At 48.3% G+C, this 15,320-nt stretch carries 14 protein-coding genes; 11 read left to right on the forward strand and 3 right to left on the reverse strand.

Annotated elements, in window-relative coordinates:
- The first annotated feature begins 21 nt into the window (after positions 1-21).
- The 7 genes from curA to ACJJI1_RS17700 all read left to right on the forward strand — a co-directional run bounded on the left by curA (position 22) and on the right by ACJJI1_RS17700 (position 6,314).
- Positions 22-1,053 (forward strand): NADPH-dependent curcumin/dihydrocurcumin reductase, encoded by a 1,032-nt coding sequence (curA, locus tag ACJJI1_RS17670; protein ID WP_444957455.1) that lies wholly within the window; start codon positions 22-24, stop codon positions 1,051-1,053.
- Between the two features lie 33 nt (positions 1,054-1,086).
- Positions 1,087-1,767, forward strand: a complete 681-nt coding sequence (locus ACJJI1_RS17675; protein WP_282933144.1) for a type 1 glutamine amidotransferase domain-containing protein — start codon at positions 1,087-1,089, stop codon at positions 1,765-1,767.
- A gap of 108 nt (positions 1,768-1,875) precedes the next feature.
- Positions 1,876-2,466: a Fe-S biogenesis protein NfuA gene (nfuA, locus tag ACJJI1_RS17680; protein WP_282933143.1), complete on the forward strand. Its 591-nt coding sequence runs from the start codon at positions 1,876-1,878 to the stop codon at positions 2,464-2,466.
- 256 nt (positions 2,467-2,722) lie between these two features.
- A complete protein-coding gene (locus ACJJI1_RS17685; protein WP_444897566.1) occupies positions 2,723-3,595 on the forward strand; it encodes a patatin-like phospholipase family protein in 873 nt (290 codons plus the stop codon).
- Between the two features lie 316 nt (positions 3,596-3,911).
- The gene (locus ACJJI1_RS17690; protein WP_413665511.1) at positions 3,912-4,781 is read left to right on the forward strand and encodes a patatin-like phospholipase family protein; all 870 of its coding nucleotides are present in this window, start codon (positions 3,912-3,914) and stop codon (positions 4,779-4,781) included.
- Positions 4,782-5,020: 239 nt separating this feature from the next.
- On the forward strand, positions 5,021-5,896 hold the full coding sequence (locus ACJJI1_RS17695) for a patatin-like phospholipase family protein (protein ID WP_444897564.1): 876 nt from the start codon (positions 5,021-5,023) through the stop codon (positions 5,894-5,896).
- Positions 5,880-6,314 carry a nuclear transport factor 2 family protein gene (locus tag ACJJI1_RS17700; protein WP_413665513.1) on the forward strand — a complete coding sequence of 145 codons (435 nt, stop codon included), beginning with the start codon at positions 5,880-5,882 and terminating at the stop codon, positions 6,312-6,314. Before ACJJI1_RS17695 ends, ACJJI1_RS17700 begins: the two co-directional genes overlap by 17 nt.
- 33 nt (positions 6,315-6,347) lie before the next feature.
- On the opposite strand, the gene ACJJI1_RS17705 is transcribed toward ACJJI1_RS17700, so the two are convergent.
- Together ACJJI1_RS17705 and hrpB are read right to left on the reverse strand one after the other, a co-directional pair.
- The gene (locus ACJJI1_RS17705; RefSeq protein WP_444957456.1) at positions 6,348-7,343 is read right to left on the reverse strand and encodes an endo alpha-1,4 polygalactosaminidase; all 996 of its coding nucleotides are present in this window, start codon (positions 7,341-7,343) and stop codon (positions 6,348-6,350) included.
- Positions 7,344-7,545: 202 nt separating this feature from the next.
- The gene (gene hrpB / locus ACJJI1_RS17710; protein ID WP_444957457.1) at positions 7,546-10,110 is read right to left on the reverse strand and encodes an ATP-dependent helicase HrpB; all 2,565 of its coding nucleotides are present in this window, start codon (positions 10,108-10,110) and stop codon (positions 7,546-7,548) included.
- A gap of 125 nt (positions 10,111-10,235) precedes the next feature.
- Here hrpB and ACJJI1_RS17715 point away from each other — a divergent pair, with 125 nt between their 5' ends.
- Both ACJJI1_RS17715 and ACJJI1_RS17720 read left to right on the forward strand, forming a co-directional pair.
- Positions 10,236-10,700 (forward strand): cupin domain-containing protein, encoded by a 465-nt coding sequence (locus ACJJI1_RS17715; protein WP_444957458.1) that lies wholly within the window; start codon positions 10,236-10,238, stop codon positions 10,698-10,700.
- 202 nt (positions 10,701-10,902) lie between these two features.
- Positions 10,903-11,853, forward strand: a complete 951-nt coding sequence (locus ACJJI1_RS17720; protein WP_444957459.1) for a D-alanine--D-alanine ligase family protein — start codon at positions 10,903-10,905, stop codon at positions 11,851-11,853.
- Positions 11,854-12,005: 152 nt separating this feature from the next.
- On the opposite strand, the gene ACJJI1_RS17725 is transcribed toward ACJJI1_RS17720, so the two are convergent.
- Positions 12,006-13,124 carry a KamA family radical SAM protein gene (locus tag ACJJI1_RS17725; RefSeq protein ID WP_444957460.1) on the reverse strand — a complete coding sequence of 373 codons (1,119 nt, stop codon included), beginning with the start codon at positions 13,122-13,124 and terminating at the stop codon, positions 12,006-12,008.
- Positions 13,125-14,128: 1,004 nt separating this feature from the next.
- On the opposite strand from ACJJI1_RS17725, the gene ACJJI1_RS17730 reads away from it, so the two are divergent.
- Together ACJJI1_RS17730 and ACJJI1_RS17735 are read left to right on the forward strand one after the other, a co-directional pair.
- Positions 14,129-14,458: a DMT family transporter gene (locus tag ACJJI1_RS17730; RefSeq protein ID WP_413665519.1), complete on the forward strand. Its 330-nt coding sequence runs from the start codon at positions 14,129-14,131 to the stop codon at positions 14,456-14,458.
- 315 nt (positions 14,459-14,773) lie between these two features.
- A complete protein-coding gene (locus ACJJI1_RS17735; protein WP_444957461.1) occupies positions 14,774-15,280 on the forward strand; it encodes a DoxX family protein in 507 nt (168 codons plus the stop codon).
- Positions 15,281-15,320 lie beyond the last annotated feature (40 nt).

Consider the following 15,320-nt stretch of genomic DNA (forward strand, 5'->3'; position numbering starts at 1 on the left):
CGAAGTTATGGAGAATAGAGAATGCAATCGAGCGATATAAACCGCCGCCTGGTATTGGCATCCCGCCCCGAAGGTGCCCCGACGACAGATAACTTCCGCCTGGAGCATGCCCCTGTGGTCAAGCCGGAGGTCGGCGAGGTGCTGTTGCGCACAGTATTCCTATCGCTCGATCCCTATATGAGGGGGCGAATGAGTGATGCGAAGTCCTATGCAGAGCCTGTTTCTCTGGGAGAGACCATGGTTGGAGGGACGGTGAGCCGTGTGGTTGAGTCCCGATTGGATGGCTTCGAGGAGGGGGATTGGATACTCGGCTATAGCGGCTGGCAGGATTACGCCATTTCTGATGGTACCGGGTTGATTAACTTGGGTAAAAATCCGGATTATCCCTCCTTCTCCCTGGGAGTGCTGGGTATGCCGGGAATCACCGCCTACTTTGGCTTGCTGGAAATTGGGGAGCCAAAAGAAGGGGAGACTCTGGTGGTTGCAGCTGCTACCGGTCCTGTGGGTGCAACGGTAGGACAAATCGGCAAGTTGCAAGGGTGCCGGGTAATCGGTGTTGCTGGAGGTGAGGAAAAGTGCCGCTATGCGGTAGAGGAGTTAGGCTTCGACCTGTGCCTGGATCACCGCGCTGAAGATTTTACCGAGCAATTGGCTGCGGCTTGCCCTGAGGGTATCGATATCTATTTTGAAAGCGTTGGTGGCAAGGTCTTTGATGCGGTGCAACCGCTATTAAATGATTTTGCGCGGATTCCTGTATGTGGGCTTATCTCTCAGTACAACGCAACCTCATTGCCGCAAGGCCCGGATCGCACCAGTTTGTTAATGCGGGATGTACTGACCAAACGCTTGAAAATCCAAGGCTTTATTATTTTCGATTACTACGAACGTTTTCATGAAGCGGTACGTACATTAAGCCAGTGGGTTGCGGAAGGCAGTATTAAATATCTTGAGGATATGGTCGAAGGGTTGGAAGAAACACCCAATGCATTTATCGGGCTTCTGGAAGGAAAGAACTTCGGCAAGTTAGTTGTGCGCATAGGAAATGATGATTGAAGCAAAGCTGACAAAGTTTATAAGGACAGAAATATGAAAATACTGATGGTTCTGACTTCCCACGATGAACTGGGGAATACCGGTAAGAAAACGGGGTTTTGGCTGGAGGAGTTTGCCGCACCTTACTACACCTTCAAGGACGCCGGTGCTGAAGTGACCCTGGCCTCTCCAAAAGGCGGGCAGCCGCCTCTCGATCCTAAGAGTGATGAGCCAGATTTTCAGACGGAGGCGACTCATCGCTTTCAGGCTGACGCCGATGCTCAGCAGGTTCTGGCCAATACCCACAAATTGGCTGATATGAATGAGTCTGATTTTGATGCAGTCTTTTATCCCGGTGGCCATGGTCCCTTGTGGGATCTTGCGGAAGACCCGGTCTCAATTGCACTGATTGAGAACTTTTTTGCCGCAGACAAGCCGATCGGTGCTGTGTGCCATGCTCCGGGCATTTTCCGTCATACACGCCGTCAGGATGGCGCTTACCTGGTGTCGGGAAAAGGTGTGACCGGGTTTGCCAACTCGGAAGAGGCTGCGGTTGAACTGGTGGATGTCGTGCCTTTCCTGGTTGAGGATATGCTCAAGGGAAATGGTGGAAACTACTCCAAAAGTGGTGATTGGGCACCCTATGTAGTGGTAGACGGCAAACTGGTAACTGGTCAAAATCCGGCCTCTTCAGAGGAAACCGCCCAGACTCTTATGGGATTTATCCCCACCTAGGAGAGTGGTGAGGCCGGTCGGTCGAAAGGGTTCCAACTGACCGGTTTCCCTTGAGTCTTTCTGAGAGTAGAATACCCGACAAAGAAGCTTGGTTATTTGAGAGCCTATATGTCTGATTTGAATGTCACTATTACTGAACCCGCTCAGGAATACCTGAAAGAGCTGTTGGCCAAACAGGACTGTGAGGGAATTGCCATTCGCATGTTTGTTTCCAGTCCCGGCACGCCTAACGCCGAGACCTGTATCGCCTACTGCCGCCCGGGAGAGGAGGAAGAAGGTGATGTGATGTTGGAAATGAACGGTCTCAAAGCTTACTTCGAAGGGCGCAGCGTTCCCTATCTGGATGATGCTCGGGTCGATTACTCTTCGGACAAGATGGGCGGGCAGTTGACGATTCGCGCGCCCAACTCCCGTATGCCGAAAATTACTGACGACAGCCCTATCCAGGATCGTATTAACTATGTTTTGTACAACGAGGTTAATCCGGGCCTGGCAGCTCACGGTGGCCAGGTAAGCCTGGTAGAAGTGACCGAGGATATGTTTGCTGTGTTGAAGTTTGGTGGCGGCTGTCAGGGTTGTGGCATGGTTGATATGACCTTAAAGGAAGGCGTGGAAAAGACTCTCAAAGAGAAAATCCCCGAATTAGCAGGCGTGAAAGATATTACTGACCACACCGACAAGTCCCAGGCTTACTACTGAGTTCCTGAGACCATTCTGAGTCGGCCAAGTGGCTCAAAAGAAAAAGGCGAACCTTGTGTTCGCCTTTTTTATTGCAGTGAACCTCTCAGGTTAGATCCCGCGTAAGCCTCCCTACGAACTACTCCCACACTGTATATATTTGAAATATTCCTCGGTGCTTTTGAGGCGCTGGGGCAATGTAAAGTGCCGGTGCAGCGATCCAGTGATTGGTCATGCTAGTGATTGCTTGTGCGCCAACTCCAGGGAAGAACAATCTATGTTTGACCAAGTGGTGTTTGCCGGTGGCGGCGTGCGCTGTACCTGGCAGATCGGCTTTTGGGAGTCGGTTGCAAAGGAAATTGATCTGGCACCTCGGGTGGTCAGTGCAGTATCCGCTGGCTCCCTGGTTGCCAGCCTGGTTCTGATGGACAGGTCACTCGACGGGGTGGATTACTTCGTTTCGGCATTTAAGTCCAATGGGAAAAATATCCATTGGGGCAATATGTTTCGCAAGGACCCAGTATTCCCGCACTATACAATTTATCGGCGAGCATTAAGCGACTTATTTTCTGGAGGCTTTGATCAACTTAGGGAAGCCGCAGACCTACGTATAGGAGTCAGTACTTCGCCGAAATGGCTGCCTGGTCCAATCGCATTAATGATTGGAGCTGCGATTGATTACTCTGATACTTATATTTTCCCGAACCTTCACCCCACTACTGCACTTAAATTGGGCTTCCGCCAATCTTTTTATAAAGTTCGTCACTGTTCAGATCCGTCCCAGTTAGAGAAGCTGGTTATTACTTCATCCTGCACGCCACCTCTGACACCGCGTCTGAAGCAGGGCGGTGCAGAGGTATTGGATGGAGGGGTTGTAGATAGTGTGCCTATTGGTGGGCTGGATACTGGTGAAGGACGGGTGCTTATTTTGCTAACCCGACGTTTCCCGCAGCTGCCGGACCGTTTTACGGTACAAAAATTTAACCAGGAATGGACATATGTTCAGCCCTCTGGACATGTTCCACTTAATGTTTGGGATTTTGCCAGTCCGGAAGAGGTGAAAGATACTTTCCGTATGGGGATTGCAGATGGCCGTGCATTTTTAGCGGCACTGAGTGGCGAAGGGCGGTTAATTGAGAGTCCTCCCTGATGTGACTGGGGATATCTTGAATTACTGATTGGAAGGTTACGATCTTAAAGTTACTCATAGGTTTGCACTGAGTGTTGAGATAAAGACACCTTTAGTCTCAATGCCTAGTTGGTTTGAAAAGTGAAGCCTTTTTTATATCTATTTGTATCAAGGTGGTTGGCAGGTTCGCTGATTGTGATGCGTAATAGTTGGGAGAGAGCCATTAACTGTGATCTCGCTTTAACGCTTGGTGGCGATAGAGACAAAAACTCCTGCCTAAAATTAAAATCAAAAATACCCGTATTTATTTCGATAGCCTTTTTTAGAGGGTGTCGTCATGTTTGATCAAATGGTTTTTGGTGGCGGAGGAAGCCGTTGCACTTGGCAGCTTGGTTTTTTGTTATCCTTAAGTCGCGAATTACCGATCCGGCCAAAAGTTGTTTGTGCTGCATCCGGAGGCAGCATGGTAGCGGCACTCATGCTTACGGATCGCTGCCGTGAGGGTGTTAATTACTTTCACTCTGTTTGCAAAAAAAATGAAAGGAATTTCTACTGGAATAATTCATTCCGCAAAGAACCAATTTTTCCGCACTTTGAGATCTATCGCAAAGGGGTACATGAATTTTTTCACGATAGTCTTGAGCCTCTGCGTCAATCTGCAGACCTCAGAATTGCAGTGACTTACCCCCCGGAATGGTTGCCTGTGCCTCTCGCTCTAACACTGGGGCTGGCAATTTTCTACTCTAACAAACACATCTTTCACGACTTGCATCCAAATACAGCGTTACATCTTGGGTTCCGCCAAATGTTTCACCCCGTGAGTAAATGCAAAGATGGGACAGATCTTGAGCAGCTTATTTTGAGTTCCTGCTGTGCCCCCCCCATATCCCCAAGGTTGTCGCTTGATGGTGCAGAGGTGCTGGATGGAGCTCTGGTAGGTAATGCTCCGGTCGCCGGCTTGGATGCTAGCAAAGGGCGGGTTCTGATTTTGGATACAGGGAGCTTTCCACACCTACCGAACAGTTTCAGTGTGCAAAGGGGGGATCAGGTGTGGACTTATGTTCAGCCTTCCAGTCCGTTGCCCATCGGGATGTGGAATTTTGCTGACCCCAGTGCGATGAGGCACACCTTGAAAATTGGGGTTGCAGACGGTTATGCCTTTCTTGATGCGCTTGTGTCCGGTAAGGAACGCCTGGTGGAAATTTGAGTATTCAGTGAGTTCAGGATCAAGACGATCAGTTGCACAATGCTTGTGATTCGATTAGCTTATGCAATTAGTTGCATATTGTTGTCGTCATCAATATGTCATCATGAAGGCTGAAACTAATTGGTCAAAAGTGTTGGCGGTAACGCAAAGAGCGGCCTGAAACTGCACTTGAGAGGATGTAAAACACAGAATGGACTCAGGAAGTTCCAGTCGGAAGGCTGCTGCAGGGAAGCGCGATCATGTTTGACCAAGTTGTTTTTGCCGGTGGTGGTGGGCGGTGTACCTGGCAGATTGGCTTTTGGGAGTCCATAGCCAACGAAATTAGTCTTTCTCCGAAGGTGGTTACTGCGGTTTCGGCAGGGGGCCTAATGTCGAGCCTGGTGCTGATGGGTAAGACGGAGGAGGCTCGAGAGCATTTCTGGACTGCGTTCGAGACTAATGAAAAAAATGCTTATTGGGGAAACCTTTTTGGTAAAGAACCTGTGTTCCCCCAATATGGAATCTACCGCAATGCGATGTTAGAGCTGTTTCGCGATGGACTGGAGACCCTTCAGCAGGGCGCAGAGTTGCGAATTGCGGTTGTTCACCCACCAAAAGGCCTATCTGGGGGTTTGGCTTTTGGAGTGGGGGCCATGGCCTACTATGCCGATAAGCATTTTTTACGCAGCCTTCACCCCAAGATCGCCCAGCGCTTAGGTTTTAAGCAGCAATTTTATCGAGCCCGGGATTGTTCCAGTATTGAGGAGTTGGTGGACCTGATTTTGTGCTCCTCCTGTACGCCGCCATTCACCCCAAGACTTAAGTTGCGGGGGCGAACAGCACTCGATGGTGGGGTGGTAGATAACATCCCTGTGGCAGGGCTGGATAATGGAAAGGGAAGGGTGCTGGTGTTGTTGACCCGTCGTTACGATCAGTTCCCGGACATATTTACACAGCGCAAAGGCGATCAGGATTGGACTTATGTCCAGCCCTCGAAACCGCCATTCATCAGTGTTTGGGATTACACAAATCCTGAGCTAGCCCAAAAAACTTACGAGTTGGGGTGTGCTGATGGGAGAGAATTTTTACAAAAACAAGTGAGTGAAGAGGAAGTCTCCAATGAACAATTCCAATAATAAAATAGCGGAATCTATTGCCCTATGGCACGAGATGGTCGCTGCGCGAGATCTGAGTCGCTTACCAGCGATCGTTGCAGAAGATGCTGTTTTTCGTTCACCGGCATTTTTTAAGCCCTACCACAGCTCCGCTGCTGTGTGCCTGATTCTCAATACGGTGATGCAGGTTTTTGAGAGTTTTGAATACGACCGTGAATTTACTACCGAATCGGGACACGATCTGGCTCTTGAATTCGCAGCCTCCATCGGTGATAAGAGCCTGAAGGGATTGGATATTATCCGCTTTAATGATGAAGGTAAGATTATTGAGTTTGAGGTGATGATACGCCCGCTCAATGCCCTGCAAAAACTGGCAGAGGAAATGTCCGGGCGACTTTCCCAGTATGTGACTCAATATAAGGAAACTCAGCAGGCCTGATGCCTGCTGAGTGAAAGCGTTGGGGCCTAATGATTACTCATCGTCGGAATCGAAGTATTCAAATGCATCGATCCCATCCATATAGGCCCCATCGAATCCTGCATCAACGATCATATAAATATAAGAATCATCGTTGCCGAAGATAATTTTCTGCCAGCCCTCCTGCCAGTACTTCACATAGTAATTGCCTGACTCACCGGGTACTTCTCCCAATAGCCATTCGGGAGGAGTGTTGTACCAATAGGATTTCCAGTAATAACGATCGTCTTGTGCTTCGCCGACATTGACATAGGCCAGCACTAAGCGGCGCCCACCATTTTCTTTTACCCTGAGCTGCTCAATTTGTTCTTCTGTGTAAGGTTCACCGTCAAAGAAAAAGTCGATTATCAATATGTCGTAATCGGTTTCACTCAGTTTATCGATGAAATCTTGAGGCGTAGAGTAGTTGCTGGTATTGGTGATATTGATAAAGTTTTTGGCTTCCTCAAGGTCATCAATGTCCAGAGAGTTAACATTGAAGGGCTCATCGGGATATAGCGGTACATCGTTCAGGAGTTCGCTATCTGCGGCAAAAGAAATATACCCAGCTTCTTCGTTATTCTCATATGACTCTTGAATATCCCGCTCAATATTGGTGAAGTCCGTGATTAGGATTGTATCCCCTTCATCTTTCGCCAAGTCCAGGTAAGTTTGGAGGCGCTTGGTTTCTGACTCGCTGGTGGGCTCGTTGACAACACCATTTGCGCCAAAGAAGAGGGCCTCCTGTGCAATGCCGTCTGTGGCATCCAGGTAGGCTTCATCGACTGGACCAGTGGTAGTGGTTGTCGTAGTAATCAACTCAACCCCATTCTGGGGTACGATGAGAAAGTGACGGTTGATGCCCTTGGCGTAGGCGCTGATATCCTCTACCAGGTAACGCATTTCCTTATCGTACTTGATAGTTGACTGATTCAAATCATCGGGAAGATCATCGAGGCTACAGCCAAATATCAGTAATGGGCTGAGAGCTGCTAAGAGTATTCGGCGCAAAATACATCTCCATTGCTATGAGTTAGAGTTTGTTCTGGTTTTGGGGCGTCGCTGCGGGCCAAAATAATTCAGACTATCTCTATTGGCGCGAGTTCCTATCCCTTGCGGCAGCTTATGCTATCCGGTTGTTGCTGAATGTTAACTTAACCGCCGCCCAGAAAGTAATTTTGCTGCCTCAGAGGCAGTGAATCTAAAAAAAGAACTACCGTCCCATATCCATTCTCTTCTTCGTTTTAGTAGTAGCCTCAGCCGTCAGGGGATCATCGGGCCAATAGTGTTTCTGGTATTTGATACGCAGCTCCTTCTTTACCTCTTGGTAAGTATTGGCCCAGAAATTCACCAGGTCACGGGTAATTTGAACGGGGCGCCGTGCCGGAGAGAGCAAATGAATCATCAATGGATAGCGGTTTTTTAGAATTGTTGGAGTTTGTGCCAATCCAAATAGCTCCTGCAGGCGCACAGCCAAAACAGGTGGGGTTTCTCCGTAGTCGATTCTTATCCGGGAGCCACTGGGAACCAGGTAGTGACTGGGGGCCAAGTCATCGAGTTTTTGTTGCAGGTCCCACTCAAGCTGTCCGCGCAAGATGCTTTGCAAGTCAAGCTGCCCTAGCTGCTCAAGTTTGCTGAACCCCTGCAAATGAGGTAACAGCCAATCCTCCATGGTCTCCAATAGAGCCTCATCACTCCAGTTTGGTACTCGAGTGTCGCCGAGAAAATCCCCGGACACTTCACTTTGGCGCAAAAATTCCACTCGAAAACGTAACTGGTTAGCTTCTGTGTTCCAGGGGAGGGAGGAGAGACCTTTCTTTCGTACGGCTTCTAATAATGCGCGACTGAGGGTCTCCGGTGGAATATCTGCTGCAGGCCGCTGGTGTAAAACCAGCGCCCCCAATTGCGTTTGCTGTAGGGCGACAGCGCGGCCGGTAGTCTCGTCCCAGCGAACTGAAATCTCTTCTTTGATCTGGGCGGCGAAATGCGACTTTAAAGCGGGCAGGGAAATCTCTGCTGCCAGCTGGATACTTGCATCTCGGCCCTGGCCATCCAGTTCGGCAATGACCAGGTATTCGCTTAAAGCTAGGGCGTCATCATGGGAGAAATGTGCGCCTCGGCCACTGGAGAGTAGAAACCGGCGGCCGGTATCACTGCGCGATTTCGCAATACGGTCTGGGTAGGCGAGTCCAAGCAGGGCACCAGTTTCATCGGAGTGATCGATACTCTGTGGTGCAGGACTTGAACTTGACTCAAATTTCTTTAATTGAGAGAGCCAGGTTTTAGACTGCTGGCGTACTCTGTGAGCAGTACCGCGATCTACCCGCCGATCGTTGCCTTGGGACTGCAGAGCCTGAATCCGTTTGCTAATGTCCCTATCCCATCGGGCTTCGCCACGAAAAATATCCCGTTCAGATAGTAGCGCTGCTAGCAGGCAGGCCTGTTCCTGCAATCCCCAGCTGACACTGGCAACTAACATATGTGCGAGGCGAGGGTGGGCGCCAAAAGCCAGCATGGTATTCCCGTGAGGGGTAATACGCAGTTTGTCATCCAGTGCCCCCAGTTGCTGCAAGAGCTGTTGGGCCTGGGCCATAGGTCCTGGGGGTGGTGTGTCGAGCCAGTTGAGCTCGCTGACATCGGTAACCCCCCATTTGGCTAATTCAAGTGCCAGGGGAGCCAGATCACTGCGGGTGATTTCCGCTGTATTTTTGGCGCTCAATGACCGCTGCCGGCCCTCACTCCAGAGTCGCAGACAGTAGCCGGCGCTGAGACGCCCGGCGCGCCCTGTGCGCTGGGTAGCTGAGGCCTGGGAAATCGAGCTTGTCACCAAACGATTCATGCCACAGTTGGGATTAAATCGCGATTCGCGCATTAATCCTGAATCGATAACTATTCGGATGCCCTCAATAGTCAGGCTCGTCTCGGCCACATTTGTAGCCAGTACGATTTTTCTCGTGCCTGGTGCCGCTGGTGCTATCGCCTGACCCTGCTGCTCACGGCTCAGATCCCCAAAAAGCGGTGCAATAATAATGCGGCCCTTTTCGGTTTCCTCAGATAGTCGCTCCTCCAATAAGCTCTCAACCTGTTTGATTTCGGCGACACCAGGAAGGAATGCGAGAACACTACCTTCTTGTTTACCTAAGGATGCGACAACTTTACTTGCCATCAAAGCCGGGATTTGTCGTTTGTCCTCGGGCTCTTCTCGTTGGTTCAAGTACTCAATATTGACGGGATAGCTGCGTCCTTCACTGGATATGATGGGTGCGTTATTTAGTAGTGAGGAGATGCCGCTGGTATCCAGGGTGGCAGACATCACCAGAATCTTGAGATCCTCGCGAAGATACTCCTGGGACTGAAGACATAAGGCGAGGGAGAGGTCGGCTTGCAGACTGCGTTCATGAAATTCATCGAATATGACCAGAGCGCTGGATGCCAATTCAGGGTCAGCCTGTAAGAGGCGCGTGAGAATTCCCTCGGTTACAACCAGGATGCGAGTCTTCTTGCTTGACTTCCGCTCGCCCCGGACCTGAAATCCAACGGTATCACCAACTTTCTCTCCCAGCTGGTTAGCCATGCGCGCCGCTGCCGTTCTAGCGGCCAAACGTCGCGGCTCCAGCATAATAATATTCTTTCCGCTCAACCAAGGCTCATCTATTAATGCCAGTGGTACGGCGGTTGTTTTACCCGCTCCAGGGGGCGCCTGGAGCACGACATTACTATGCCCTCTCAAGGCCTGGAGCAGTTCGGGGAGGATACTTTGAATAGGTAACTCAGACATGGGCGCGATTATAGTGATTTCGCAACATCGGTGATACCAGCACTGTCTAGTAAGCTGGCTAGCTGCTGGCTGAACTATATTCTCCCGTAACTAGATGGTTGCTTCCCAGGAGAAAGGAGAGTGCGATGAGTGTGAATGTCCGGCGAGTTGTTACAGGGCACGACCCAGAGGGAAAGCCAGTAGTGCTCATAGATGATCAGGGTTTGCATACCAGTAGTTGGCGGCCTCATATGGTTCAGCAGCAGTTATGGACTACCCAGGACTTGCCCGTAGAGCTTTGTGAAGATGGTAGAGACAACGGCGGGAGAAAATTTGATGGAACTACGATTCCGGGAGGCTCGGTTTTTAAGGTCGTAGAATTTGGGCCGGGAGTTACGCCACGATCTCACCAAACTGACAGCATTGATTATGCGGTGGTGATGTCTGGGAATATCGATATGGAAATGGGAGATGAGGTTGTTGTTAAGCTGTCTGCGGGAGATGCACTTGTCCAGCGGGGAACAGTTCATAATTGGGTCAATCGAGGTGAAGAACCTTGCGTGATAGCTTTTGTGCTAATTAGCTCTACGGGTAATACGGCATTTGGTTAGTTGTCTTTAATAATGGTCACTTCGCAAGTACTTTCGACTTCAACCCTATCCAAAACTCAGGACTAATGAAGGTTATTAACTTCTTTTTTACGTGCAGTTTTCCGGGTAGAGGCTGGGGGGGCGTTAAAGTGAAAACCAGTTGCGTAGCTAATATTCCAGTCCGGCATTCGATAGGTTGTGTAGTGGCAGCGGAGCATGATTGATGCGTATCGGTATAGTCTACGACCTTCGTGATGATTATCTCGGGATGGGGTTTAGTGAAGAGGACGTCGCTGAACTTGATCACCTGGAGACGATAGATGCGATTCACGATGCGCTTACCTGCGCAGGCCACCATATCGAACGGGTCGGCAATATTCACAGGTTGGCGCAGCAACTGGTTGAGGGTAACACCTGGGATCTGGTGTTCAATGTTGCTGAGGGGATGTACGGAACTGGGCGTGAAGCACAGGTTCCCGCTTTGTTGGATGCCTGGAAGATACCGTACACATTTTCTGATCCATTTGCTAACACAGTGACTCTTAATAAGGAGATGACCAAACGCATATTGAGGGATATGGGTATACCAACGGCAGAGTTTGCAGTTGTTCGAAGCATTACAGATGTCAATCGAATAGAGCTTGAATATCCCTTGATGACAAAGCCGCTCAGGGAGGGAACCAGTAAGGGGGTATCGCCTGAGTCCAAAGTTATGGACAAGGCAGCTTTGAAAAACCGCTGTGAATACCTTTTGAATCGGTTTATTCAGCCAGTACTGGTTGAAACATTCCTACCCGGCCGAGAGTTTACTGTGGGCTTTTTGGGGACGGGTGCAACTGCCGAGTGCATTGGCGTGATGGAAAAGTTATTGGGCGATGAACCTGTGTATTACAAGTATGATGGAGCTTTCCCCGGCCGGCTGGTTGACGATGGTCAGGCGCTAAAGGTCCGAGCAATTGCCCAGAAGACTTGGGAAGTACTTGAGTGTCGTGATGGTGGTCGAGTTGATATTCGCTTTGATGCACAGGGGGCCCCCATGGTTATGGAGGTCAATGTCCTACCCGGTTTGCGGCCTGAAGTTTCTGAACTGCCCGTGATGTGTGAATTGGCGGGTATTCAGTATGGGGCCATGATCAACCGCATTGTGGAATCAGCTATTAGCAGTCATTTATAGTTACCCTGGATCCTGCAAAACTCTACGATATATTGCGGTGCATACTATCGTTGACAAGCGCTTGGTATTTTGGATATCTCAGAAACATCCAAAAGGCATCAGCGCAATAAATTTGTCACTTATGATGAGCTTCTCTGGTAGTTAGCACTTTGTTACTCCAGATAAATACCCGTTTGCCCTCTGAAATTTCGAATGTGCCATTCGCCTTCGATATCGCCTTGTTTTACATATTCGTAGGGCATGACCGGGTTTTTGCCCAGCTCAGTAGTAAGTACATATTGAGGGACCGCAAAACCCGTGATGTGCCCCTGCAATGACTCATAAATCGCCTGTCCTTCTTTCAAGCTTGTCATAAAGTGAGAGACACCGACCACATTATCGCAGTGATAGAGGTAGTAGGGCCTGACTCGTATTTTTACCAGAGCGAGCATCAATTGGCGCATAACATCCGGTGAATTGTTCACGCCTTTTAAAAGCACTGTTTGATTTCCTACCGGAATGCCTGCCCTCAACAAGCGGTCGCATGCAGCGGCGGCTTCTTCTGTGACTTCTTTGGGGTGATTAAAGTGTGTGTTCAGCCACACTGGATGAAATGATGCGAGCATTTCGCACAATTCGTCGGTGATACGTTGGGGGGCCAGTACGGGAAAGCGTGAGCCAATACGAATAATTTCCACATGATCTATTGCCCTCAGTTTCTCCAATAGTTTGGCCAAGCGGTCGTTGGAATACATCAGTGGGTCGCCGCCGGTGAGTAATACATCGCGAATCTGTGGATGTGATTCTATGTAAGCAATATCCTCATCCCAGCTGGTTGCTTCGCCTTGTTCGAAATAACTTTCCGGGCCCACCGTTGTGGTATGAAATTTCCTTGTGCAATGACGACAATAAACAGGGCAAACAGACGTTACCAGAAAGATGACGCGATCCGGGTACTTATGTACAACGCGGTTGGTTTTACGAAAGTACTGATCACCTACAGGGTCAACGTCTGCACTGTCGGGTACGATGGTTTCCTCTAGTGAGGGAACTGCCTGCAATCTGATTGGGCAATTAGGGTCGTCAGGGTCCATTAAAGAGGCGTAGTAGGGGGTAACACTCCACCGATAAATTCCCTTGAGCTGTTCGATAGCGTCGGATTCAGAAGTAGAAACATTGATCCATCGCTTCAGGCCATCCAATGTACTGATGCGATTGCGCATCTGCCAACGCCAATCAGACCAGACCCCGTCAGAGTTTTCCGTTACGGAACGGACTATAATATTGCGCATAAGTATTGCCGCTTTGTTGTGCATTCATTTGTTGCTGATGGTCTGCCTCGATATCCGAGATTGCCTGTAAGGGGCTTGAACATGGATTGACTGTGAAGCAATCATTATGTGTAATGAAATCTGTGGAAGGATTTTATGTTCGTAATGCCTCAAATCTCTGTAGGACTTTCTGCGATATTTTGAACAGCCAACTTCTGAGCAACCAATTCCAGTGCATTTTGAGACCATACTACTTAGTTTCTTCAATACCCTTGTGAAGTAGGGGGGGCGTATTTTATCTACCGCCTTTCTAATAAAAATAGAAGATACGATTCTCAGCTGGTAGGTGCTAAGAATACTGCTCTGTCGATAGCTTGGTAGAAAAGTGTTTTGCGCTCTAAACGCTAAATCGAGAAATTTGTAATTATCGTGATTGTATGCCTGTAGTAACACAGGTCTAAAAAGGGGTAAGTCATTGGCGATATAGGGTGTAACCACAAAAATTATACCAAGTATCGGTTTCACGATATTTCAATCCTATATCCCAAATATCGTTTAGTTGTTGCTCTATGCAACTTGCCTGCTACGTGAGGTAGATGTTATTTGGTCCGCACTCCTCTGTTTAATAAATATTTGCACACATTGAGTATTTTTCAACAAGTCAGTAATCGCTGGTATGGGGCCAGTATGAGTGTAAAATTAGTCACGATTGTTTCTGGAGGAGTATAAAAAACAGCTGTAATACTACAATTAGATCTATTGGTATCGATAGGCTAGGTAGTTGTCGGGGCTGAAATCTAGTTCTTCTTTTATTGCTGATTTGTCAATGGGAAGACATGAGTTATCTTTGGTAGCCAGAGGGCTGACTGTTGACTGTTGACTGTAAAGTCCAGCATTGTATTTCGTACAGCCGCATAGTAAATAGCAGAATCGCCGCTATTTTCCAATAGCGCTATTCGTCATAAATTTGATAGTATCTAGCTGATCAAGTGATTTGACTACAATAAATTCTAATGGAGTAGAACTTGACCTATTTGTTTTTATTTTTTGCGATCATTACCGAAGTTACAGCTACCCTACTACTTAAGGCTTCCAACGGTTGGGAAAAGTGGTGGCTGGGAATGGCCTCTATCTTTTTTTATTCTCTGGCGAGTCTATTTCTTGCGTTTGTACTAAAAAATATGAATGTGGGAATGACTTATGCCATCTGGTCAGGCGTTGGTATTGCTCTTGTTTGTGCAGCTTCTGTGGTTATTTGGCAGCAAAAGTTTGACGTATACGCTGTGAGTGGAGTTGCTTTGATATTTATGGGTACGGCTCTAATTACTATAAAATCCACTGTGTTTGAGCAGTAGCTTTTTCCTACAGCTTTTATAGGGCGGCTTTACTCAGAGAAAGGCCGGTGAGATTGGATTTACGGTGTAAATGCATCAATGAATTGCTGGCCTCCTCCGAAGAATAGGTTTGGGGCATTCTTTGAAGTGCCTCTTTTGTCATTTAGGTAAACCTGGTTTACTGCAATAATATATATGGTGTTGCGAATTAGGCAATTTTTGCGGTTCAACGGGGTGGGCTTGGCCTATTATTATAGATGACTGTAAACCCTTTGATGATATCTCTTAAAAGGGAAGGTATGGCTGTGGTTGAGTTGTGTGTTAAGGAAGTGTTATATGAAGCAGAGCACGCACGAAAGCTATGGGACTGCAGCTGATTTACAGTTGGCCTTGATTCGAATTTATATCGGGCTCAATTTTACCCATCATTTTGCTGAGAAGTTTGGTCTGTTGGGCGCAGACGCTTACAATTTTGTTGTTCATTATTTTGAGGGGATTGGATACTCATCCTCTATGGTGATTATCTCTGGTATTTGTGCGTTCTCTGCATTTGTTGGATTTACTTTCGGTTTGTTTACGCGGTTTGCCGCTGTTGGGACTGCTCTTTATTTGATGATTGCATTATTTGAAGGGCGGCATTATCTCGCAGGTTTTTCATGGGCAAGTCATGTCAGTGGTATAGATATTAGTGGAAATATACAAACCGTTTATGGTGGGTGGGAATACCCTCTTTTTTGGGCTTTTATTTGCTTATCTTTTGTGTTAACTGGTGGCAGAAAGTGGTCTGTAGATCAATATTTGAGGAAGACAAATTCTTCGGTGTTACAGTTTCTAAGTAGGTGATCTGGATTGTCTGAAACTAGGTGTAACCTATGGATAATTA

The sequence above is a fragment of the Microbulbifer maximicatervae (SeqCode) genome (assembly GCF_052467065.1).